This is a genomic window from Streptomyces sp. NPDC101194 (assembly GCF_044767885.1).
Taxonomy (GTDB): domain Bacteria; phylum Actinomycetota; class Actinomycetes; order Streptomycetales; family Streptomycetaceae; genus Streptomyces.
Genome location: NZ_JBIWOS010000013.1, coordinates 82,236 through 103,503 on the forward strand (window position 1 = coordinate 82,236; position 21,268 = coordinate 103,503).

Below are 21,268 nucleotides of genomic sequence, written 5' to 3' on the forward strand. Positions count from 1 at the left end.
AACGGCACACCTCGCCGGACGGCGCGGCATCCTCCGACGCTACCAACGCTCCGGCCCACGGCCGTGCGGCAATCACCGATCCGGACCGATTTGGCGGTCACCGGCACAGGAAGGAGTCACGGAGCGGCACGTCCCCGCGCCGGGGACGGTCATCCGGTCATTTGCCGAATCGTCGTTCGCGATTCGCGTACGAACGCAGTGCGCGCAGAAAATCGAGGTGCCGGAATGCCGGCCAGTAGCAGTCCACCCAGTGCATCTCGGCGTACGCGGACTGCCAGAGCAGAAAGCCGGACAACCGCTGCTCGCCGGAGGTCCGGATGATGAAGTCGGTGTGGTCGGCGGTCGGCGAGTACAGGTGGCGGGAGATGTCCTCGATCTCGAACCGCTCGACCAGTTCGGCCGGGTCGCCACCGGCTGCCATGTGTTCCTCGAAGGCGCTCTTCACCGCGTCGACGATCTCGCGTCGGCCGCCGTAGCCGACCGCGACGTCCACCTTGAGCCCGCCGCACCCGGCCGTTGCGGCGGTGGCCTCCTTGAGCACCCGGGAACTGGCGCCGGGCAACATGTCGAGCGAGCCGATCACCTGGACCTCCCAGGGACGGCCTTCGGCCGTGATGTCCCGGACGGTCTCTTCGATGATCTCGATCAGCGGGCCGAGCTCTTCGGCGGGGCGGCCGAGGTTGTCGTCGGAGAGCATGAAGAGGGTCACGTGCTCGATTCCGGCGGCGGTGCACCAGCCCAGGAACTCGGTCACCTTGGCACCGCCCGCCCGGTATCCCTCCGAAACGTCCGTGTGTCCCGCTTGTCGTGCCCAGCGGCGGTTGCCGTCGACCATGATCCCGACATGCCGCGGGCGTGGCAGCCCCTCCAGAGTGGCAGCCAGTCGACGCTCGTACACCGCTTCGATCGGCCGTCGGAGGAACAGCGGGAGCAGCTTCATGAACCTTCTCCATCGTGCCTGGCTACCGTCCGGCGACCCTACCAGGCACCCTCGCCGCCTCCGGCGAGCGACCCAATGACGTTGCTGCACGGGCCACTTGACCGGAAGGAAACGCGGCGGCCGGGCCGTCCGTCCGGCCCGGCCGCTCGGCCGTCGATCGTGTTCGACCGGGCTCGGGCGGGTGTGGCGATCACGATGTACAAGGCGTCGCCCGACAGCAGGTTCTTCGTCCGGGGGCCGTGACACGCCGGCAGCGTCACGCCGCGCCCCAGAAGGGACCGACAGCCCGCCGATGGTGCTGTCCCACCGTGGTGGCCAGCGAGTTTGCGGAAATCGGAGTGGGGCACGAGGGAGGGTGGTACTCCGCCAACAACGGCGTTCTGATGAAAGGTGCGTGCGCCATGGGCATTATTGCGTGGGCCGTGATCGGGTTGCTGGCCGGTGCGATCGCCAAGGCGTTGATGCCTGGCAAGGACCCCGGCGGCTGCCTGATCACCATGCTGATCGGCATCGTCGGAGGCCTTCTGGGCGGCTGGCTCGGGAAGGTCGTCTTCGGCGTGCACTCGATCAACGGCTTCTTCCATCTCTCCACCTGGATCGCCGCCGTCGTCGGATCCGTCATCGTGCTGGCCGTCTACCGGCTCGTCTCGGGGCGCCGCACCCACTGATCCGCCCGTTCCACCTCGCGGACGCAGAGTCTGCCGCCCTGCCGGACGGCAGGGCGGCAGGGCGGCACCGGGTGTCGGTGCCCGTCGGCAGCACGCGCGGTTGCCCCCGGCGGTGCGCCGGAGCACGGACCGGATGCCTGAACCGCGTTCAGGTCGGGTGCGTGGGGCAGGAGCCGACAGCCGGTCGCACTCGACGATCAGCCGGGACAGTCGGCCAGGCTTCTCGCGGGCCGGCCGACCGGTCACCGGCCAGGACGGATGTCCTCCTCCACCGACAGGAACTCCGAGACCGCCTTCATGAACGCCTCCGGCGCCGCGCGGTGGACCAGGTGTCCGACCGGAATCGTGACCACCCGCCCGCCCGGGATCCGACGGGCCAGTTCGGCGATGCCGTCCTGGGGCACATGACTGCCCGGTCCCCCGGCCACCACGAGAGTGTCGGCCGTGATCGCGCCGAGCCGATGCAGCCACCCGGAGTCGGGCACGTCGATCTGCTTCCTGACGGCCGTCACCATCTCCCAGTCGAAGGACAGATCACCGTCCGGCCTGGTCGGGATGGTCCGCTCCCGGGGGTGCGGGGCCGGAACGTCCTCCAGGACGAGCCTGCTCACCCGCTGCGGATGATCCTCCGCGAGCAGGTAGGCGACGACGCCGCCCATGGAGTGCCCGATCAGGTCCACCGTGTCCAGTCCCAGCGCGTCCAGGAAGCCGAGCACATCGGACCGCATCAGTTCGAGCGAGTAGTCCCCCGGCCAGTCGCTTCGGCCGTGACCGCGAAGGTCGAGGGCATACACACGCCGACTGCGGGCGAGGCCGGGTATCACCGCCGCCTCCCAGTCGGTGGCGTCCTCTCCCAACGCGTGGAGCAGAAGGATCGGCGGAGCGTCCGACCGGCCCGAGACCTCGTAGGCCAGCCGGATTCCTCCCACGTCGACCGAACGGAGATCAATCATGTCCCGAGACTGTACGGGACGGTCCTGCCGGAGGATCGGCGTTCACCGGCGGCCGAATCGCGGGGCGGGGCGCGGCCGGCACGCGACTGTCCACCGTCATCCCGTCGGCGGGGTGACGATCCGCTTCTCGAACCAATGGTGGGCGTACGGCTCGGCGTTGAAGGCGGGGACCTCCTGGAAGCCGCAGGAGTGGTACAGGCCGATCGCGGCGTCGAGTGCCTTGTTGGTGTCCAGCCGCAGTACGACTCGGCCGTCCTCGACAGCCCGCGCTTCCAGTTCGGCCAGGAACCGGCGGCCGAGACCCAGCCGCCTGGCCTGCGGGGCGACCCACATTCGTTTGACCTCGGCCGGGGCGCCGGGTGGCAGCTTCAGACCGGCGCAGCCGACTGGTTCTCCGTGCAGCCGGGCGATCAGGAACAGGCCGTGCGGCGGGCGGAGTTCACCGGCGTCGGGCAGCAGGCTGCGCTCGGGATCGAAACCGGCCTCGAAGCGCTCCCGCAGTTCGGCGAAGTAGCACCGCATGCAGTGCTCGGCCTCGGGATGGTCCGGATCGACGACGTCCAGCGTGACCGTCGCGGCAGTCAGCAGCCGATCGACCTCGGCCATGGCAGCGACCAGCCGGGCGCGTTGGGCGGCGTTGAGCGGCTCCAGAAGAGAGACTGCCAGCTCGTCGCTGCGACCGTCGAGCACGGCGCACTCTGCGCGACCCGCCTCGGTGAGCCGAACGGTGCGCACCCGCCTGTCCCGAAGCTGCGGCTCCACCGTCACCAGGCCATCGGTCTCCAGGGAACGAAGCAGGCGGCTGACGTATCCGGAGTCGAGCCCGAGGCGTTCGCGCAACCGCCGTACGTCCCGGCCGTGTTCGCCGATCTCCCAGAGAAGCCGGGCCTCGCCGACGGGCCGGTCGCGGCCCAAGTAGTGGTCGTGGAGCACACCCACGCGTTCGGTCACGGTGCGGTTGAACCGCCGTACCCGATCGATCTGCACTGAATCCATTCTCTGACTCTAGTCAGCGAATGTCGCCCAGGCCCAGGAAGTTGCCGAACGGACCGGCCCCGTGGCGCTCCTGCGCCCGGCGGGTTCGGCAGTTTCGGCCTGTCGGCCGAGGCCGTCGCCGCGGAGCCCGGGGGCCACGTCCTTCGGGTCTGCGGCCGTCCCCACTTCTCCCGCCGCGTTGTACGCGGCACGGGTGGTGCGACGGTCGGGCGTGGCCGAGGAGAGCAGGAGCCGGGCAGGGCGACCGGTCACGACCCGAGGTATGGAGCGGAGTCCGGGCAACTCCCGGTCATGGTCCTGACGGTCTCCTCCGCGACGGCATCAAGGCATGAGCGCATGCTTGCGGTAGTCACCGGGAGACCTTCCCCGCACTCTTTTGAAGGCGACGCTGAGGGCGCTTTCCGATCCGTATCCCACGGAGTGGGCGATGGAGGTGAGTGTGGCACCGCCTTCCCGCAGTTGCCGGGCCGCCAGCTCGATGCGCCACCGCGTGAGGTATTCCAGTGGCCCCTGCCCGACCGTGGCCTTGAAGCGAGCGGCCAGAGTGGACCGGGACACCGCGGCAGCACGAGCCAGTCCGGCCACGGTCCAAGCCCGCGCCGGATCGTTGTGCAGGGAGGCCAGCGCAGTGGCGACCACGGGATCTCCGAGGCCTGCCAGCCATCCGGACACCCCGTGCGGCTCGTGCGCCAGGTGCAGACGCAGCACATGGACCAGCATGACGACGGCGAGATGCTCGGCCACCAGGGTGGAGGCCATCTGTCGGTGCGTCAGCTCCTGATCGATCGCGGCGAGCGCCCATTGCACCGTCTCCGCATGCCGGGTGCCGGCCGGAACACGGATGACCGGGGGCAGCCTGTCCAGCAGTAGCTCGCGGGCGCCGGCCCTGAAGGAGAAGCGCCCTCCGACGAGGAACACGTCGTCGCCCCGGCCGGCCCTGGCGATGCCACCTTCGGCCCGGGCGAACAGAGGGGCGGCGGCGACGGGGACGGCATCCGGATCGCTGCGGAGCGTGAAGGAGCGCTGCCGTGCGAGGAGATAGCAGTCGCCCTCCGCCAGTTCGATCGGCTCGTCGACCCCGTCGACCTCCAACAGGCAGGAGCCGCGCCGGACGGCATTGAACTTCACGCCGTCGGGGGCGTCGAACCGCACGGCCCACCGCCCTCCCGCCGCCAGGCTCACGGACAGATGGCTGCGTGTCTCCAGCAGGGTCAGCACATCTTCAAGAGGATCCACCATCACTCCCGTTCGGACTGATGCTAAAGAAATTGGGACCATCAATCATAGAACGTCCAGCCTGGTCGTCCTAGCGTTGACGTATGACGACGAACCCCCGGGCCGACAGGCCCTCGCACGACGAATCCATCCTCCTGACCACCCCCTTCCCCTCCCACTCCCGCGCAGAAGAGGTGATCGACGGAGTCGATCTCACCGGTCGACGTGCGGTGGTCACCGGCGGCGGCTCGGGTATCGGAGCCGAGACCGTCCGGGCCCTGGCCACCGCCGGTGCGGAGGTCACGATCGCCACGCGCCGCCCGAAGTCCGCAGAGCCGCTCGTCCGGGGGCTCGCCACCGCCCGCGGCGCGGGCCGGGTACGCACAGCGAGACTCGATCTGTCCGATCCACCCTCGGTCGACGCCTTCGCACGAGCCTGGCGCGGACCTCTCGACATCCTCGTCGCGAACGCCGGGATCATGGCCCTTCCCGCACGCGTCCTCACCCCGGGCGGCTGGGAGATGCAGCTTGCCACCAATTACCTCGGCCACTTCGCACTTGCCACCCGTCTGCACGCGGCTCTGCGGGACGCCGGCTCCGCCCGCATCGTGGTCGTCAGCTCCGGCGCCCATCGGGGCGCCCCCTTCGACTTCGACGATCCGCACTTCGAGCGGCGGCCGTACGACCCCTGGGCGGCCTATGGGCAGTCCAAGTCCGCCGACATCCTGTTCACGGTGGGTGCCCGCCGTTGGGCGGCCGACGGCATCGCCGCCAACGCGCTCGCCCCGGGCTTCATCCTCACCCGCCTGCAGCGGCACCTCGACGGCGACACCATGCGCTCGTTCGGCGTGATGGACGGCGCCGGAAACCTGACGCCGCCGCCGTACTACAAGAGTCCGGCCCAGGGGGCCTCCACTTCCGCCCTGCTGGCCGCCTCACCTCTCCTGGACGGCGTCACCGGCCGCTACTTCGAGGACAACCAGGAGGCACGGGTCGTCCAGGGCGACGGGGATCAGCCCGGAGGCGTGGCTGCCCACGCGCTCGACCGGGAGGCAGCCGACCGGCTCTGGGAGTACGGCGCCGCCGCCCTCCGTACTGTGTGACCGCCATCCGCACCGCCGACCCGTGAACATCGCCCACGCGGCGACCTCGATCCACTTCTACGGCCCGAGGCAGTGGGCGCACCCGAACGCAGCCCCGACCGGCAGGATCACACGAGCCCCCCTCGCTCCGGGCCCGCACCGAGCCACGGGAACGAGCCCGCAGGCACTCATCCGGAGCACGCCCACGACCAACCCCGGCCGCATCGGCCACCGAAGCCGCCCCGGGCAGCCCTCCACCGCCGGCGTCGCATCTCGCGACCACCTTGATTCAGAGCACACGCATTACCCGCGCTTGCATTTATCACGCGCATGCAATTATTGTGGAGTCACGCTACGAGCTCAATCAAGCAATCGGAGGAGGATCGAGCCCATGCCTCTCGCGCTCCTCGCCCTGGCAGTCGGGGCCTTCGGGATCGGCATGTTCCTCGGCAACCTGCTCGGCGGTCGCCTCGCCGACCGCACGCTGATGCCCATGCCGTACGTCACTCTCGGCGGCCTCGCGGTCGTGCTCGCGCTGTGCACTCCGACCGCGCACAGCGAGATCCTCGCCGCGATCACCATCGTCCTCGCCGCCGCAGCGCTCGTCCTCGCCTTCTGGTCAGCCGCCCGGGAACGCCGCGCCCCCGCGAGCGAGCCCGTCGGCGCCGCCGTCCGCACCCCCGTACACCTCTGACTCCCCTTTCACTTCCAGCACGTCCAAGGAGAAGCACCCCATGAGCACCACCACTGTCACTCCTGCGGTCAGTCCCGCCGTCGCCCCGCTCACCACCGCGGACGCCGAGATCCTGATCACGGCGGCCGGCCGCGCCGCCGAGGCGGCCGGGGTCGCGGTCAGCGTCACCGTCCTCGACGCCGGCGGCCACCTGCTCGCCTTCCGGCGCGACGACCGGGCGGTCCTGATCTCGGGCGAGACCAGCACCCGCAAGGCCTACACCGCCCTGCAGCTCGATGCCCCGACCGCGGAACTGGTCGACCTCGTCAAGCCCGACGGGCCCTTCCACTCCCTGCCCACCGCGCTCGACCGGCCACTGCTGTTCATCGCCGGCGGCGTCCCCGTCCGTCGCAGCGGCCGGCTGATCGGTGCCCTCGGCGTCGGCGGCGGCGCTCCCGAGCAGGACCACGCCTTCGCCACCACCGCATGTGAGGAGCTTTCCCTGTGACCCGCACTCCGCAGGAGGTCTTCGCCGACCACGGCAACCGACTGGGCACCGGAGACCTCGACCTGATCAGCCAGAACTACACGGAGGATGCCGTCTTCCTCGCCCCCGACGGCACCCTGACGGGTCGCCAGGGTGTGAAGGAGGGGATCGGTCGTCTGCTGGCCGACCTCCCGGACGCCGACTGGCGGCTGACTCCGCAGTTCGCCGGGAATGTGCTGTTCCTGCAGTGGACCGCCACCGGTGCCGACCACGAGGTCATCGACGGCGTCGACACCTTCGTCTTCCGGGACGGCCTCATCAGCGCGCAGACCGTCCGCTACACCCTCTCCCCGCGTACCGACTGAAGGAACACCCGCACGTCATGGCACCGTCCACCGTCCCCACCGTCACGCTCAACAACGGCGTCGAGATCCCCCAGCTCGGCTTCGGCGTCTTCCAGGTCCCCGACGACCGGACCACCGCCGCCGTCACCGCCGCACTGGAGACCGGCTACCGCAGCATCGACACGGCCGCGATCTACGGCAATGAGACCGGCGTCGGCCGCGCCCTCGCCGCGTCCGGACTGCCGCGCGAGGAACTGTTCGTCACCACCAAGCTGTGGAACGCGGACCAGGGCTACGACGCCACCCTGCGCGCCTTCGACACCAGCCTCGCCAAGCTCGGCCTCGATCACGTGGACCTCTACCTGATCCATTGGCCGGCGCCCGCGCGCGACCTGTACCGCGACTCCTGGCGCGCCCTCGAACGCCTCGCCCAGGAAGGGCGCATCCGCGCCGCAGGCGTCTCCAACTTCCAGCCCGGCCACCTGCGGCGGCTGTTGGACAGCGCGACGCTCACCCCGGCCGTCAACCAGATCGAGCTGCACCCCGGCCTGACTCAGGCCGACCTGCGGACCTTCCACACCGAGCACGAGATCGCCACCGAGGCGTGGAGCCCGCTCGCCCAGGGCGCGGTTCTCGACCATCCCGCGGTCGGCGCCATCGCCACCGCGTACGGCAAGTCCCCCGCCCAGGTCGTCATCCGCTGGCACCTGCAGCTCGGCAACATCGTCATCCCGAAGTCGGTCACCCCGGCCCGGATCCGCCAGAACTTCGACGTATTCGACTTCGCACTCACGGAAGAGGAGATGCGGACCGTGACCTCACTCGATCGCGGGCTGCGGACCGGTCCGCACCCCGACGAGCTCAACTGAGCCGGTACATCCCGCCCCGCTCCGTTCCGGGCAGGCCGCCCGGAACGGAGCCCCGTCCATCCCGGAAGGACACCCTCGTGGCAACCCCGCACCCCGCACTCGCCCGCCTCACCCCCGCCGACGGGCGTCTCACCGTCGGCCTCGAACTTCCCCTGGACAACGACTGGGGTCCGGCACGTCAGCGCGTCGACCGGGCGGCCGGTCGCCCCTTCGGCGTTCCCGACCTGGCCGAGCACACCCGGCTCGCGCGACTGGCGGACCGGCTCGGCTTCGCCGCCCTGTGGCTGCGCGACGTCCCGCTCTACGACCCCGTACGGTTCGGCGACGCCGGATCGGTCTTCGAGGCCTTCACCCACCTCGGCCATCTCGCCGCCGTCACCGACCACGTCGTCCTCGGCACCGGTGCCGTGGTCCTGCCCCTGCGCGAGCCACTGCTGGTCGCCAAGGCCGCTGCCACCGTGGACGTCCTGTCCGGCGGCCGCATGCTGCTCGGGGTCGCCAGCGGAGACCGCCCCGTGGAATATCCGCTGTTCGGACGCGACTTCGACACCCGCGGCACGGCCTTCCGCGAAGGCTTCGAGACCCTGCGCGCCGCCTGGCGCGGCGGCCCGCTGGAACTGCCCCGGGCCGGTCTCGACGCCGACCGTCAGCTGGAGGTCCTTCCCCACCCGATCCATGCGGCCGGCATCCCGATCGCCGTCGCCGGAGGTGCACAGCAGACCGCCGAGTGGATCGCCGGGCACGCCGACGCCTCACTCAACTACCCCCGTGACCTCGGCGCCCTACGTCTGAGGACCCGCGCGTGGCAGCAGCTCACCGGGCACGACAACAAGCCGTACCTCACTCCCATGGTCCTGGATCTGCAGCGTGACGCCGGCGCCCCACCCCGCCCCATCCGGCTCGGCCTCAGTACCGGCAGCAAGGCTCTGATCCATCACCTGGAGCAGATGGCCGAGCTCGGCGTCGCCCATGTCTCCTTCAATCTGCGGCCCAACGACCGGCCCGTCGACGAGGTGCTGCAGGAACTCGCCGACGCCGTCCTGCCCCGCTTCCCCACCCGGTCGGCCGCACCGGTCACGACAGACGGGCGGAGGCAGGTCACGCACCCCTCGTAGACGACAAGGCGTCCTCATAACGGCCGACGAACACGCCCAGCATCCAGCACCGGACCAGCTGATCCCGCTGAGCTGCAACGAGGTCCAGCACCTGTTCACCGTCCTGGCCGTCCAACCCATTCAGGACTCAGCCCACCGAATCCGCTGGTCCTACCGGCGGCAGCGTCACCAGGCCCGAACCCACGATGGCCATGACCGACGACAAACCACCCAAGAACCATGAAACTGGGCATCCACGGTGGAGTCCGAAGGTCATTCCCCACCCGGCTCACGCCTCGAAGTCGTGATCCCCGTACTCGACCCAGCCCCGGTCGATCAGCTCATCCGCCAACTCGTCCTCGTCGAGGTCATCGAGGTCGCCAAGGTCATCGAGGGGGCCATCGCCAAGCTTGACGTAGTCACCGTGCTCCGCGATGTCGCCCACGAGCGGTGGGACGAGGATGCTGTCCCAGTCCACAGTGACCTCGGTCCTTCCGTCGAGGTCGCCTTCGAACATCCCGTCGGCAAGCACCATCCTCACCTTCTCCGGATCATCCGCGCCAACGGCGTAGCCGGTCGGCTTGCCTGGTCCGCGGAAGGTGATGTCCGGGTAGCCGTCGACTCGGATCGCGATGAACGGGTGAAGATCGATCGAACGCACTCGTTCGCCCTGCTGGTACACGTCCAGGGCCAGCGCAGTACTGGGGCCGTAGTCGAACAGCAGCCATACGTTGATGTAGTCATCGAGTTCGGAGTCCAGCGCACGCATGGCTTCCTCGAGACTGCCGCAGATGTGGTGCGCGTCCTTCCTGGCCCCGCCGGGAGACACACCAAACCTCAAGTCGTAGAAACTCTTGGGCACCATGCCTCGGAACCCTACCCAGGGGGACCGACAACCGGCTTCCGCCGGAGTCCCCGACACCGTGGCCATAACGCCCACCATGGCCACTGCCTACGACACATACTCCAGCAACCAGCCAGATCATCCTCTACGGCTGGAGTGCTGGGTGGTCACACAGGTTGGTTCGTACGGCAGTTGGGTGACGTATCGGCTCCATTGCTGTCGGCTCAGGGCTCCATTGCTGCCGGCGCAGATACGGCTGATGGCGGACTCGACGTTCAGGTCCCAGAGCGTGGCCATGCCGTCGTCGGTGGTGGCAGCCAGGGTGTGACCGTCCGGGCCGAACGCCACCGACCACAGGCTGCCGCCGGGGACAGTCAGGGGGCTGCCCCTGCGCGTGAGGTGGTTGGGGTCGGTGGCATTCCACAGGTGGACCTTGCTGTCGCTGGATCCGGCGGCCAGGGTGCGGCCATCGGGGCTGAACGCCAGGGAGTTGACGCGATGCCCGGCCTTCAGGGAACGGCCGGGGTGGGTCGGGTCGGTGGTGTTCCACAGGCTGATGGTTCCGGCGCCGTCGTCGCATGCGGCGGCCAAGGTGTGACCGTCGGGGCTGAACGCGACACGATGGGAGAAAACGTCGGGGCAGTCGAGGTTCAGGGGCGCTTTCGCGGGCTTGACGTCGTCGGGGCGGGTGACGTTCCACAGGCTGACGAGTCCGGCGCGCCATCGCCGAGAGCATGTTGCGTGTCCCGAGCGGTCGGCCGGAGAGGATCTCCTCCATGCCGCCGGCCATGACCGCCCGGCCGTGCGGCTTCAGGGCGTCGACGGCCGCCTCCAGGTGTGACCCGCCGACGTTGTCGAAGTGGACCTCCAGGTCGTGGAGGTGCCGGCGTATCCCTCCGTGGTGGACGAAGGCGTGGCCGAAGCCGAGCGTCTTGCGCAGGTGGCGGACCTTCTGTTCGGAGCGGGCCGAACCGATCACCCGGGACGCTCCGCACAGGCGGGCGAGCTGCCCGGCGATGCTGCCCAGCGCGCCGGCCACGCGCCTGAGCGCCCGCCCACGTGATCTTCGCCCCCGCAAGGTCGATACTTCCGGCAGGAGAACTTCAGCCGACCCGCATCCGACCAGCAGACCTGGCGGACTGTCATAAAAGTCAGCATTGAGTCAGCATCAGTACTGCCACAGCCCGCTTCCGGCCGCCACGAACCGCCACGATCCGCCACGATCCGCCATGGTCGAGAACTGTCCATACCTAATCCGACCAGCAAGAACACAGATCGAAGACTCACCTGCCAAGCTCCCCAGGAGGTACCCATGAGGATGCTCATCAACGTCCCCGAAACCGTTGTCGCGGATGCGCTGCGCGGTATGGCCGCCGCTCATCCCGAGCTCACCGTGGATGTCGAGAATCGTGTCGTCGTACGGCGTGACGCGCCCGTGGCGGGGAAGGTGGCGCTCGTCTCCGGGGGCGGATCGGGGCACGAACCCCTGCATGCCGGGTTCGTCGGGCCGGGAATGCTGTCGGCAGCCTGTCCGGGAGAGGTGTTCACCTCGCCCGTGCCGGATCAGATGGTCCGGGCCGCCGCCGCGGTCGACAGCGGGGCGGGGGTGCTCTTCGTCGTCAAGAACTACACCGGTGACGTACTGAACTTCGAGATGGCCGCCGAGCTCGCCGAGGACGAGGGGGTGCAGGTCGCCCAGGTGCTCGTCGATGACGACGTGGCGGTGACCGACAGCCTGTTCACGGCCGGGCGGCGCGGCACGGGCGCGACGCTGTTCGTCGAGAAGATCGCCGGGGCGGCGGCCGACGAGGGTGCGCCACTGGAGCGGGTGGAGGCCGTCGCCCGACGGGTGAACAAGGCGTCGCGGAGTTTCGGGGTGGCGCTCAGCGCCGTCACCACGCCCGCCAAGGGGTCCCCCACGTTCGACCTGCCGTCGGGCGAGCTGGAGCTCGGCATCGGCATTCACGGCGAGCCGGGGCGGGAGCGGCGTCCGATGATGACGTCGCGGGAGATCGCGGACTTCGCGGTGGACGCGGTGCTGGAAGACCTGCAGCCGACCGCACCGGTGATCGTGCTGGTCAACGGGATGGGTGCGACGCCACTGCTGGAGCTGTACGGGTTCAATGCCGAGGTGCAGCGGGTGCTGTCCGAGCGGGGTGTGGTGGCGGCTCGTACGCTCGTGGGGAACTATGTGACCTCGCTCGACATGGCGGGCTGTTCGGTGACGCTCTGCCAGGTCGACGAGGAGCTGCTGCGCCTCTGGGACGCGCCGGTGGAGACTCCGGCGCTGCGCTGGGGCCGTTGACCCGCCGACAAGGAGATCATGTGCTCGACGCCGACTTCTTCCACCGTTGGATGACCGCGGCCGCGACCGCGGTGGACCGTGAGGCGGACCACCTCACCGAGCTCGACTCGGCGATCGGGGACGCCGACCACGGCAGCAACATGCAGCGCGGATTCGCCGCGGTGACCACGCTCCTGAACAAGGAACAGCCGACCACCCCGGGTGCTGTGCTGATGCTCGCCGGGCGTCAGTTGATCTCGACGGTCGGTGGGGCCTCGGGGCCGTTGTACGGGACGCTGCTGCGACGTACCGGAAAGGCGCTGGGCGACGCGCCCACCGTGTCTCCGCAGCAATTGGCGGAGGCGCTCGGGGTGGGCGTCGCGGCCGTGGCGCAGCTGGGTGGGGCGCAGGCCGGGGACAAGACGATGCTCGACGCGCTGCTGCCGGCCGCCGAGGCACTCGACACCTCGTTCGGGGCGGCCCGGGAGGCGGCCGAGGCGGGAGCACTGGCGACGGTGCCGCTACAGGCCCGCAAGGGCAGGGCGAGCTATCTGGGTGAGCGCAGCATCGGGCATCAGGATCCCGGGGCGACGTCCTCCGCGCTGCTGATCGCCGCGTTGGCCGAGACCAGTGGCGCCGACGGAGGTGACGCATGAGCGGCGGGAAGCAGGTCGGGATCGTGCTGGTCTCGCACAGCGGCCCGGTGGCCGAGTCCGTCGCCGAGCTGGCCAGGGGCCTCGCAGCCGGTGGTGCGACGGCGCCGGTCGCCGCCGCGGGTGGCACGCCCGCGGGTGGTCTCGGGACCAGTGAGGAGCTGATCGCCGAGGCCGCCAGGTCGGTGGACGGCGGTGCGGGGGTCGCGTTACTGGTGGATCTGGGCAGCGCGGTACTCACGGTCAAGACGATGCTGGCCGACGGCGACGAACTGCCGGACGGATCGCGACTGGTGGACGCGCCGTTCCTGGAGGGCGCCGTGGCCGCCGTGGTCACCGCGTCGGCGGGCGGCGACATCGCGGAGGTGGCGGCCGCGGCGTCCGAGGCATACGGATATCGCAAGGTGTAGCAGCCGAGATTCCACGGTCCATGAGACCGCCCCGCACCCGGCTTTCAGGGGTGCGGGGCGGCTCCGGGCAGGTTCTCGGGCTGTCAGGCCGCCGGTGCGGACCCGGCTGCCCCGATCCTGACCTGCACCTTCTGTGTCGTGCCGTTGACCGTGACAGCGAGCGTGATGGTGCCCGGCCGGAGCCCGGTGAGGGTGCCGGTGGACGGGTCGAGGACCGCCGTGTGGCGTTGGCGGACACCGTCGCGGTCACCGATGTGGACATTCGGGGATCCGGTCCAGTCGGCGGCCAGCGGGAAGCCGACCGGGACACGGCGGCCACCCTGTACGACGGTCGCCGTGACCTCGGCCCGGCTTCCGGTGCCGAGCACCGCCGGCGCGCCGATCTCCAGCGTGTCGACATGCGCACGGGTCTGCACGGAGACCCAGTCGGGACCCCCCTGCCACGGCCGCTGCCGGGCGGTGGCCTGTTCACCGGAGCCGATGCGGTCGGCGCCGACCAGCGACCAGCCGGTGAAGCCGCCCTCGTCTGCCGGCCCGGCCGGTGCCTTCCCCGAGTTGCCGTTGATCAGGTACGGCACTCCGTCGACGTGCGAGGCGTGGAAGACCCCGACGTGGCCGCCGATGAAGGCGGCCCCCTTGCCCGTCGCACGGCGGAAGTCGGCGAGCCACTGTTCGATCAGGGCCGCTTCCTTCCGGTCCCCGAGCTGGCTGCCCTTCTGTACGGTCGGGTCTCGCGGCGGCACGTGCTCGATGAGCATGACCGAGTCGACGGTCCGGTCCTTCGCCGCCGCGTCCAGCTGGGCCCGGAGCTCCTTGATCTGGGCGAAACCCCCGGCGCGCAGGCTGAGGCCGGAGGTGTCGAGAGTGATGAATCGGGTGCCCTTGTGGTCGAACGTCCGCTGGGCGGGTCCGAATTCGGTGACGAAACCGTCGATGCTGCCGCCCATCACCTCATGGTTGCCCGGTACGTAGTACCACGGCAGCGAGTCGCCGAGTTCCTCGGTGAGGATCCGGTGCGCGAAGGCCAGGTCCGCGGGCGATCCCTCGTCGACGAGGTCACCGTTGATCACCAGGAAGTCCGGTCGGGCGGCCTTGATCTCGCGCAGGGTGCGCCGTGCCTGGGTGACGATCGCGCTGTCCGGGTCGCGGGCGACGAACTGGGCGTCGGACATGACGGCGAACCGCCAGTCCCGGCGCTCGGTCACGGCGGCCGGATCGATCAACGGGTCCGCCGGTGCCGCCTGTTCGGGAAGGTCGACGGTGGGCGGCACCTGGGCGGTGAGCTCGTCGATGACGATTTCGCCGGTGTACTGCTGGGCTGCCGCGGTCTCCGCGAGGTAGAAGCGGGACACGGAGAGCGGCATGGCGGCTCCGGGAGGGACCGCGAAGGTGATCTGCCGCCAACCGGTCCACGTCACGTACGGTCCGCGCAGCAACTGGTCGGAACCTGCGGCGTCCTTGAGGTGGAGGGTCGGCCAGGCGCCCTTCCCGTCGCCCTTGATCCACAGCTTGAACGACTGGGGCTGGCCGGGCACGGGGACGGGCTGGGGCGGGGCCGCATAGGCGGCGCGGGTGGCGGTGGACCGGGTGAAGTCGTAGGTGAGCCTCAGGCCGGTCCCGGTGTGTCCGTCGGGCGTGCCGGAGAGGGATCCGCTCGCCCGTGCCTGGCTGAATTTCCAGGAGTCCGCGTCGTCGAAGGAGGAGACGGCCTGCTCGGCGAGGCCGACGCTGACGGCGAGGACGGTCGTGGCACCGGCGACGGTCGCCCTGATCTGCCCGGCGCCGGCTCCGGTGCGTGAGGTGACGCTGAAGGAGCCCCGGCCGTCGTCGCGGATGTCGAAGAGCGCGCGGTCGTAGTCGAGCGCGACGTCGCGCGGCTCGACGGGGGCGCTGGCGCCGTGGGCGTCGAGGCCGACGATGCCGAAGGTGCCGGTCGCGTCGGCGTCGGCGAGACCCACCCGTCGGGTGGTCGGCTCGATCCGGGCGAGCCGGTCGAGGACCGTCAGGGTGGTGGTGCCGTGCGCCGCTCCCTTTTCGGCATGTATGTCGGTGGTGCCGCCGCGGCGCGCGGTGAAGAGCCCGTTGCCGTCGACCGCACCGACGGCGCTCCGCTCCGTACGCCAGCGCGGGGTGCCCTGGGCGGGGCCGTACGTCTCGTCGTACCCGGTCGCGGTGAGGCGCCGGGTGAGGCCAGGGAAGACGCGGTCGGGGTGGCCGCCCTTGACGGGATCGACGCCCGGTGCGGAACCGGCCGGCGTGCGTGGCTGGACCCAGAACCCCTGGAGCCGGCCGCTGCCGTCGGGAGCGGTGAGGGCGAGACCGTTGGGGACGGTGCGTTCGCTCCCGTCGGACGGGCTGTTCTCCACGCGGAGCGCGTCGCTGCCGGGCTCGCGCGCGACGAGGGTCGACGATCCGCCGCCGTCCAGGTTGAGTGCGCTGTACGCCCCGGCGCGCCGCATCATCAGGCCGAGCTCGGTGAGGGTGACGCCACCGCTGTCGGCCTGCCTCCCGTCGACGGTGAGGATCTGCATGTTCCGTCCGTCCCGGGAGAAGCCGACGGCGGTACGGGGTGCGGCGGTGTTGTTGCCCTCGCCGTCGTGATTCTGCGCGACCCCGTCGACGACGAGGAGTTCGCGGCCGCCGACCGCGGTGCGGGGCACGGCTCCGCCGTCGGTGCGTGCCCGGTAGGTCAGGGACACCGGATCGCCGGGCTTCAGGGCGTCGAGGGCGGCGGCCGCGGCCTCACGGCCGACGAGGACGGTGGTGCCGTCGGGGACTGCTCCCGATCCGGGGCCGTGCGCGACGGAGACGACCTTGCCCTCCCGTACGACCGCCTCGACGACGGGGGTCGCTCCGTCCACGGTGAGGGCACGGTCGGCGCTGCCCCAGGTGGAGGTGTAGGCGCCGATTCCCCCGGCCGGCACATTGGCGGCGTTGTACGCGGCGAGCGGCCGCTGCCCGGAGGGGAGTGTGAGCGTTCCCTCGAAGTAGAGGTTCAGGATGCGGCCCGCGCCGCCGGGACCGATGCCGACGGCCCGGTCGGCTCCCGGCGCCGGGGACTGGACGGTGACCCCGTCCTTGATGCCGATCCCCTCCGGCGCACCGGTCTGGTTGATGTCGAAGAAGTCGCCGTTGATCGCCGCGACGGTGCGGCGGCCGTGGCCCGCGTCGTGTCCCGCGGCGAGTTCGGAGACCGTGTGCCGTTCGGAGACCTTGCCGGAGGAGAGGTAGTCGGCGTGCACCCCGCTGCCGGCGAGATCCACGGAGAGGGAGTCGACCCGCAGCCATGTGTCGGATTCCAGCCGGTCGTACGAGCTGAGACGGACGCCGGGGGCGATCGGGCGCGACGTGCGAGCGGTCTCGATCCCTTCGCCGTCCACGACCGTTCCCAGGTCCCCTGCCGGGTTGCTCGCGGGTGGCGGGGCGACCGGTCTGAGGACCTCGGCGGAGGTACGGGGACGGGGGTCGGGGTTCGAATCGGCGAGGGCGGGCGAGATCGCGCCGCCCGTCAGGGCGCAGACCGTGGCGAACAGTACGAGCGGTCGCGCGACCGGCCTGTGGTCTCCCCCGGCCCCGAAGCGCCATCGGGTCGTTCTGTCGACTGTGCCTCGGGCCACAGATCCTCCTGGAATCGCGATGGTCGCGCGGCCCGGTGCACGGGCAGAAAGCGCTGTCGGCGGACAGCATGTCCGCGCGCACAGCGGCGCACCAGAGGGCATCGGGGACCTCGGGGGAAACAGGACGCGTCGACTCGATGACAAAGACGGCCAACGGGACGGGGTGTCGTCGTCGGGCGTGTTCGGTACCGGCACGCAGACTTGAGGGCATGTCATCCCGGAAACGCTCCACGCGCAGCGCGGGTCTACTCCTGTTCCGCCGGCCGTCGGGAGCCGACCGGGCCGGGCTCGAGGTGCTCATCGCCCATATGGGTGGCCCGTTCTGGGCGGGCCGGGACAGCGCGGCATGGTCGATCCCGAAAGGTGAGTACGGCCCCGACGAGGAGCCCGCGGCGGCCGCCCGTCGTGAGTTCGAGGAGGAGTTCGGCCGTCCGGCACCGGAGGGTGAGTGGGTGGCACTCGGTGAGGCCCGTCAGTCCGGCGGCAAGACCGTGACGGTGTGGGCGCTGGAGGCTGATCTCGATGCCGCCACGGCCGTTCCCGGGACATTCACCATGGAGTGGCCGCGGGGGTCCGGTGTGTCGCGCCGGTTCCCCGAGGTCGACCGGTTCGCCTGGTACGCCCCCCGGGAGGCGGCCGAGCGTCTGGTCACCGGGCAGCGGGTCTTCCTCGACCGGCTGCGGGAGCACGTGGAGGGTGGACGGGTGACGCCCGCTCAGGACGGCTCCTGAACGGGCTGTTCGCCGTCGCGCGGCCGGCCTCCCGCTTGTACGAACCCTGCAGGCCGACGCTTGTCCGGCCGCGGCCGAAGGGTGTCACGGCACGACCGGGCGGCCCTCGCGCAGTTCCAGCCGGTCACCGGTGAAGCGGCTGCGGAAGCTCCGGTCGTGCGAGACGACGACCACGGCTCCCCGGTACTCGGCGAGCGCCGTCTCGACCTCCTCCACCAGGCTGAGCGCGAGGTGGTTCGTCGGCTCGTCGAGCACCAGCAGGTCGGCGGGGCGGGTGACCAGGCGGGCCAGTGCGAGGCGTCGTTGCTGGCCGATGGAGAGGGCGGCCACCGGCACCGTCAGGTCCTCGGGACGGAACAGGCCCAGAGTGAGGAGGCTCTCGGCATGCTCGTCCGGGTGGCCCGGCCGCCCGGCGGCGAAGGTCGCCAGCAAGGAGCGGCGTGTCGGCCGCACGGGGAGCTCCTGGGGGAGGTATCCGATCCTGGCCCGACGGAGCACCGTTCCCGCATCGGGGGTGAGGTCTCCGGCCAGGACGCGCAACAGGGTGGACTTCCCGGCACCGTTGGGGCCGGTCACCAGGAGGCGCTGCCCGGGGTCCACACGCAACTCCGGCAGCCGCAGCCGGTCGCCGACGGCGACGGAGCGGAGCGCGACGAGCGGTCCGGGTTCCGCATCGCTGTCGGTGGCGACGGCGATGTCGGCGCGGAAGCGCAGGGGCCGGGGAGGGGCGGGCACGGGCGCCCCGCGCAGCCCGTCCAGGCGGCTTCTGGCTGCCCGGACCCGACCGGACAGCTTGGCCTCGTGCGAACGACGGTGCTTGCCCCAGCCCTCCCCCGGGTCCTTTCCCGTCCCGACGAGGCGTCGTCCGGCCGCGCTCACGAGTTCTTCGGCACGCGCCACCTCGTCCAGCCATTCCTGGTGGTCCTGTGCCCAGCGGCGGCGGGCGGCGGCCTTCGCCGTGCGGTAGTCGGCCCAGCCGTCCCCGTACCGGACGACGCCGCGCAGATCACGATCGACCTCCAGGACGACGGTGGTGGTCCGCTCCAGAAAGGTCCGGTCGTGGGTGATGACGACGACGGTGCCGCGGTGGGCGCGCAGGCGTTCCTCCAGCCAGGTGGTGGCGCGGAGGTCGAGATGGTTGGTCGGCTCGTCGAGCAGCAGGAGTTCGGGGTCGGCCGCCAGCACGCAGGCGAGCGCGAGGCGGGACCGTTCGCCTCCCGACAGCGTGCCGAGGACCCGGGTACGGGCGAGACGGCCGATTCCGAGGCCGTGGAGCGCGGCGTCGACGCGGGCGTCGGCCCGGTATCCGTCGCGCTCCTCGTACGCCGTCAGCAGATCGCCGTACGCGGCGAGTCGGTGGTCGTCCGGGGCTCCGGCTCCGGAGAGCGCCTCCTCGGCGGCGCGGATCTCCCGTTCGAGCGCGCGCAGTTCGGCGAGGGCCGTGTCGACGGCGTCCTGGACGGTGTGGTCGGGGGCGAGAACCGGGGTCTGGGAGAGGTGTCCTGTGCCGCCGGGGAAGCGGACAGCGATCTCGCCGCTGTCCGGTGCCTCCGCTCCGGCCATCAGCCGGAGCAGCGTGGACTTTCCGGAGCCGTTCTCACCGATCACTCCCACTCTGTCTCCGGGGCGGACGGTGAGCGACACCTGGTCGAGGACGGTTCGGTCCCCGTGAATCCTGGAGACGTCCTTCATGGTCAGCTGGGCGCGGGCGTGCTGAGGGGTCATGGGTGCTTTCCCTGAGGTGACATGCCTCGGCGGCGCACGACGGTGCGCGGCTGGGCGGGGATGCCGGACGGGCGGAAGGGATCGCGGCACGCAGGGGGGACCCTCGGGGTCACCCGGCGACGCTCGACGTCGCGTGGCGGCGTCCCTGCCCGGAATCAGCGAAAGAAGTAGTACGAACCCATGGGCGTCAGTGTAGCCGTGGCCGGGGGCGGTCCGGGAGAATTTCCGACCGCCTCCGGCCGGTTCGGACGAGGCGTACCCGGTGGGCGCAGGTGTTCCCCGTCGGTTCGGGAGATGTCGGATCCGTCCGCGTCCGCACCATGTGACTCGCGGTCACGGCCTGCCATGGCGCAGGTCGCGAGGAGCCGCTTCGAAGGAGTCAGGAGGGGCGTGCTAGGGATTCTGGCCCTGAGCCGCTTCGATACTGCTGTGCAGATCGTTCGTCGCGTCGAACGTGGCGGCCCCGGAGACGACGAGGCAGGCCAGCAGCGCCGCGGCGGCCATCCGGCCCACGCGGGGGCGCGGGGCGCTCCGGCCGAGCAGCGCGGCGACGCGACGGGGCACGGGTCCGGCGGCCGCGGCGAGCGCCGCTCGTGGCCGGGGCCGGGCGGCCCCCTCGGCGGCTCGGGCGGCGAGGGCGGCGCGGCCGATGGCCCGGGCGGCGACCCGGCGGTCGCCGACCGCCGAGGCTGCGGCCTCGTCGGCGCAGCGCTCCAGGGCGTAGCGCATGGGGGCGCGCAGCGAACGCAGCGCGGGGTGGCAGAGGGCTGCCATTTCGGCGGCGGCGATGAAGAGGTGGTGGCGGCCCGTGAGATGCGCGCGTTCGTGTGCCAGCAGGGCGTCGCGTTCGGCGGGGTCCAGGGCGCGCAGCATGCCCGTGGTGACGACGATCCGGCCGGGAGTGCCGGGACGCCCGGGCAGGGCGTAGGCGTCGGGGCGGCTGTCGCGCAGGACGGCCAGTTCGCCCTCCGTGCACCCGGGCGACCGCGCGGCCCGGTGCAGTTCCGCCCAGTGGCGGTGGGCGGCACGGGCCACCGCCACGGTGCAGCCCGCGAGCAGCGCCAGTGCCGCAGCCGCGAGGGGGACGGCGACGACGGGAGCGGCGTCGGAGAGCGGTCTGACGAGTTCGCCGAGGGCGGAGACGGCGGAGAAGCGGGTGGCTCCGGGCACCACCAGCAGGGCCAGGGCGAGCACGCTGCACAGGGCGAGACCGGCGCCCGTCGAGGCGAGCAGCCGCACGGCACGTACGGGCGACAGGGCGTCCGCCAGCCGGCGGGCGGCGGGTACCGCGACGCAGGGCATCAGCAGCGGAACCCATACGGCATAGATCATCGGGCTTCTCCGTCGAGCAGGTCCCGGAGCAACTGCTCGTCCTCGTCGGTGAGCTGTGACACGAATCGCGCCAGCACGGTGCTGCGGTCCTCCTCCTTCCGCAGCTCGCTGTGCATCCGGCGGGCGGTCAGTCCGGGTGCGTCCTCGGTCGGGGTGTAGGCGAATCCGCGGCCGGCCCGGGTGCGGGTGACCGTACCCTTTTCGTAGAGGCGCGACAGAATCGTCGTGACGGTGGTGCGGGCGAGCGCCGCCCCGATCGCGCCCTGCACCTGGCCGGGGGTGAGCGGCGCCTCGGCCGCCCACAGGGCCGCCAGGATCGTGGATTCCAGCTCGCCGGACGGACGCCGCTCC

At 71.0% G+C, this 21,268-nt stretch carries 20 protein-coding genes and 2 pseudogenes; 11 read left to right on the forward strand and 11 right to left on the reverse strand.

The genetic code is table 11. The features are described from left to right. Positions 1-157 precede the first annotated feature (157 nt). Positions 158-940, reverse strand: a complete 783-nt coding sequence (locus tag ACIRP2_RS34655; protein WP_404257383.1) for an isoprenyl transferase — start codon at positions 938-940, stop codon at positions 158-160. 401 nt (positions 941-1,341) lie between these two features. Between ACIRP2_RS34655 and ACIRP2_RS34660 the strand changes: the two genes are divergently transcribed. Then, positions 1,342-1,608 (forward strand): GlsB/YeaQ/YmgE family stress response membrane protein, encoded by a 267-nt coding sequence (locus ACIRP2_RS34660; RefSeq protein ID WP_404257385.1) that lies wholly within the window; start codon positions 1,342-1,344, stop codon positions 1,606-1,608. Between the two features lie 242 nt (positions 1,609-1,850). Here ACIRP2_RS34660 and ACIRP2_RS34665 read toward each other — a convergent pair whose 3' ends face one another. From ACIRP2_RS34665 to ACIRP2_RS34675, 3 genes are all read right to left on the reverse strand, one after another. Further along, positions 1,851-2,561 (reverse strand): alpha/beta fold hydrolase, encoded by a 711-nt coding sequence (locus ACIRP2_RS34665; RefSeq protein ID WP_404257387.1) that lies wholly within the window; start codon positions 2,559-2,561, stop codon positions 1,851-1,853. 96 nt (positions 2,562-2,657) lie between these two features. Beyond that, positions 2,658-3,557 (reverse strand): GNAT family N-acetyltransferase, encoded by a 900-nt coding sequence (locus ACIRP2_RS34670; protein ID WP_404257389.1) that lies wholly within the window; start codon positions 3,555-3,557, stop codon positions 2,658-2,660. Between the two features lie 321 nt (positions 3,558-3,878). After that, positions 3,879-4,793 (reverse strand): AraC family transcriptional regulator, encoded by a 915-nt coding sequence (locus ACIRP2_RS34675; RefSeq protein WP_404257391.1) that lies wholly within the window; start codon positions 4,791-4,793, stop codon positions 3,879-3,881. 83 nt (positions 4,794-4,876) lie between these two features. Here ACIRP2_RS34675 and ACIRP2_RS34680 point away from each other — a divergent pair, with 83 nt between their 5' ends. From ACIRP2_RS34680 to ACIRP2_RS34705, 6 genes and pseudogenes are all read left to right on the forward strand, one after another. Beyond that, the gene (locus ACIRP2_RS34680) at positions 4,877-5,875 is read left to right on the forward strand and encodes an SDR family NAD(P)-dependent oxidoreductase (RefSeq protein WP_404257393.1); all 999 of its coding nucleotides are present in this window, start codon (positions 4,877-4,879) and stop codon (positions 5,873-5,875) included. Positions 5,876-6,281: 406 nt separating this feature from the next. Then, positions 6,282-6,548: pseudogene (locus ACIRP2_RS34685) on the forward strand (hypothetical protein); the annotation flags it as partial. Between the two features lie 40 nt (positions 6,549-6,588). Further along, positions 6,589-7,035, forward strand: coding sequence for a heme-binding protein (locus ACIRP2_RS34690; RefSeq protein WP_404257395.1), 447 nt, complete (start codon positions 6,589-6,591; stop codon positions 7,033-7,035). Then, positions 7,032-7,379, forward strand: coding sequence for a nuclear transport factor 2 family protein (locus ACIRP2_RS34695; RefSeq protein WP_404257396.1), 348 nt, complete (start codon positions 7,032-7,034; stop codon positions 7,377-7,379). Before ACIRP2_RS34690 ends, ACIRP2_RS34695 begins: the two co-directional genes overlap by 4 nt. A gap of 17 nt (positions 7,380-7,396) precedes the next feature. Then, a complete protein-coding gene (locus tag ACIRP2_RS34700; protein ID WP_404257398.1) occupies positions 7,397-8,227 on the forward strand; it encodes an aldo/keto reductase in 831 nt (276 codons plus the stop codon). A gap of 77 nt (positions 8,228-8,304) precedes the next feature. Continuing rightward, the gene (locus tag ACIRP2_RS34705; RefSeq protein ID WP_404257400.1) at positions 8,305-9,342 is read left to right on the forward strand and encodes a TIGR03571 family LLM class oxidoreductase; all 1,038 of its coding nucleotides are present in this window, start codon (positions 8,305-8,307) and stop codon (positions 9,340-9,342) included. Between the two features lie 268 nt (positions 9,343-9,610). Here ACIRP2_RS34705 and ACIRP2_RS34710 read toward each other — a convergent pair whose 3' ends face one another. The 3 genes and pseudogenes from ACIRP2_RS34710 to ACIRP2_RS34720 form a co-directional block, all read right to left on the reverse strand. Further along, positions 9,611-10,186, reverse strand: a complete 576-nt coding sequence (locus tag ACIRP2_RS34710; protein WP_404257402.1) for a hypothetical protein — start codon at positions 10,184-10,186, stop codon at positions 9,611-9,613. 117 nt (positions 10,187-10,303) lie between these two features. Then, positions 10,304-10,756: a WD40 repeat domain-containing protein gene (locus ACIRP2_RS34715; RefSeq protein WP_404257404.1), complete on the reverse strand. Its 453-nt coding sequence runs from the start codon at positions 10,754-10,756 to the stop codon at positions 10,304-10,306. 229 nt (positions 10,757-10,985) lie between these two features. Beyond that, positions 10,986-11,204 (reverse strand): annotated as a pseudogene (locus ACIRP2_RS34720) (zinc-binding dehydrogenase); the annotation flags it as partial. Between the two features lie 273 nt (positions 11,205-11,477). Between ACIRP2_RS34720 and dhaK the strand changes: the two are divergent. The 3 genes from dhaK to ACIRP2_RS34735 are packed head-to-tail and all read left to right on the forward strand — an operon-like array spanning position 11,478 to position 13,512. Next, a complete protein-coding gene (gene dhaK, locus ACIRP2_RS34725; protein ID WP_404257406.1) occupies positions 11,478-12,470 on the forward strand; it encodes a dihydroxyacetone kinase subunit DhaK in 993 nt (330 codons plus the stop codon). A gap of 20 nt (positions 12,471-12,490) precedes the next feature. Further along, positions 12,491-13,105 carry a dihydroxyacetone kinase subunit DhaL gene (gene dhaL / locus ACIRP2_RS34730; RefSeq protein ID WP_404257408.1) on the forward strand — a complete coding sequence of 205 codons (615 nt, stop codon included), beginning with the start codon at positions 12,491-12,493 and terminating at the stop codon, positions 13,103-13,105. After that, positions 13,102-13,512, forward strand: a complete 411-nt coding sequence (locus tag ACIRP2_RS34735; protein ID WP_404257410.1) for a PTS-dependent dihydroxyacetone kinase phosphotransferase subunit DhaM — start codon at positions 13,102-13,104, stop codon at positions 13,510-13,512. Before dhaL ends, ACIRP2_RS34735 begins: the two co-directional genes overlap by 4 nt. Before the next feature lie 83 nt (positions 13,513-13,595). Here ACIRP2_RS34735 and ACIRP2_RS34740 read toward each other — a convergent pair whose 3' ends face one another. After that, a complete protein-coding gene (locus ACIRP2_RS34740) occupies positions 13,596-17,045 on the reverse strand; it encodes a phosphodiester glycosidase family protein (RefSeq protein ID WP_404257679.1) in 3,450 nt (1,149 codons plus the stop codon). Between the two features lie 293 nt (positions 17,046-17,338). Between ACIRP2_RS34740 and ACIRP2_RS34745 the strand changes: the two genes are divergently transcribed. Continuing rightward, positions 17,339-17,860, forward strand: a complete 522-nt coding sequence (locus ACIRP2_RS34745) for an NUDIX domain-containing protein (protein WP_404257412.1) — start codon at positions 17,339-17,341, stop codon at positions 17,858-17,860. 84 nt (positions 17,861-17,944) lie between these two features. On the opposite strand, the gene abc-f is transcribed toward ACIRP2_RS34745, so the two are convergent. The 3 genes from abc-f to ACIRP2_RS34760 all read right to left on the reverse strand — a co-directional run bounded on the left by abc-f (position 17,945) and on the right by ACIRP2_RS34760 (position 21,246). Further along, positions 17,945-19,585, reverse strand: coding sequence for a ribosomal protection-like ABC-F family protein (abc-f, locus tag ACIRP2_RS34750; protein WP_404257414.1), 1,641 nt, complete (start codon positions 19,583-19,585; stop codon positions 17,945-17,947). Between the two features lie 393 nt (positions 19,586-19,978). Continuing rightward, positions 19,979-20,917 (reverse strand): M56 family metallopeptidase, encoded by a 939-nt coding sequence (locus tag ACIRP2_RS34755; protein WP_404257416.1) that lies wholly within the window; start codon positions 20,915-20,917, stop codon positions 19,979-19,981. Further along, on the reverse strand, positions 20,914-21,246 hold the full coding sequence (locus tag ACIRP2_RS34760) for a BlaI/MecI/CopY family transcriptional regulator (RefSeq protein WP_404257681.1): 333 nt from the start codon (positions 21,244-21,246) through the stop codon (positions 20,914-20,916). Before ACIRP2_RS34760 ends, ACIRP2_RS34755 begins: the two co-directional genes overlap by 4 nt. Positions 21,247-21,268: the final 22 nt, after the last annotated feature.

Bases quoted from the DNA above. Each gene is read 5' to 3' on its own strand.
- ACIRP2_RS34655 (WP_404257383.1), bottom strand. From the start codon at position 940: ATGAAGCTGCTCCCGCTGTTCCTCCGACGGCCGATCGAAGCGGTGTAC.
- ACIRP2_RS34660 (WP_404257385.1), top strand. From the start codon at position 1,342: ATGGGCATTATTGCGTGGGCCGTGATCGGGTTGCTGGCCGGTGCGATC.
- ACIRP2_RS34665 (WP_404257387.1), bottom strand. From the start codon at position 2,561: ATGATTGATCTCCGTTCGGTCGACGTGGGAGGAATCCGGCTGGCCTAC.
- ACIRP2_RS34670 (WP_404257389.1), bottom strand. From the start codon at position 3,557: ATGGATTCAGTGCAGATCGATCGGGTACGGCGGTTCAACCGCACCGTG.
- ACIRP2_RS34680 (WP_404257393.1), top strand. From the start codon at position 4,877: ATGACGACGAACCCCCGGGCCGACAGGCCCTCGCACGACGAATCCATC.
- ACIRP2_RS34690 (WP_404257395.1), top strand. From the start codon at position 6,589: ATGAGCACCACCACTGTCACTCCTGCGGTCAGTCCCGCCGTCGCCCCG.
- ACIRP2_RS34700 (WP_404257398.1), top strand. From the start codon at position 7,397: ATGGCACCGTCCACCGTCCCCACCGTCACGCTCAACAACGGCGTCGAG.
- ACIRP2_RS34710 (WP_404257402.1), bottom strand. From the start codon at position 10,186: ATGGTGCCCAAGAGTTTCTACGACTTGAGGTTTGGTGTGTCTCCCGGC.
- dhaK (WP_404257406.1), top strand. From the start codon at position 11,478: ATGAGGATGCTCATCAACGTCCCCGAAACCGTTGTCGCGGATGCGCTG.
- ACIRP2_RS34735 (WP_404257410.1), top strand. From the start codon at position 13,102: ATGAGCGGCGGGAAGCAGGTCGGGATCGTGCTGGTCTCGCACAGCGGC.
- ACIRP2_RS34745 (WP_404257412.1), top strand. From the start codon at position 17,339: ATGTCATCCCGGAAACGCTCCACGCGCAGCGCGGGTCTACTCCTGTTC.
- abc-f (WP_404257414.1), bottom strand. From the start codon at position 19,585: ATGACCCCTCAGCACGCCCGCGCCCAGCTGACCATGAAGGACGTCTCC.
- ACIRP2_RS34755 (WP_404257416.1), bottom strand. From the start codon at position 20,917: ATGATCTATGCCGTATGGGTTCCGCTGCTGATGCCCTGCGTCGCGGTA.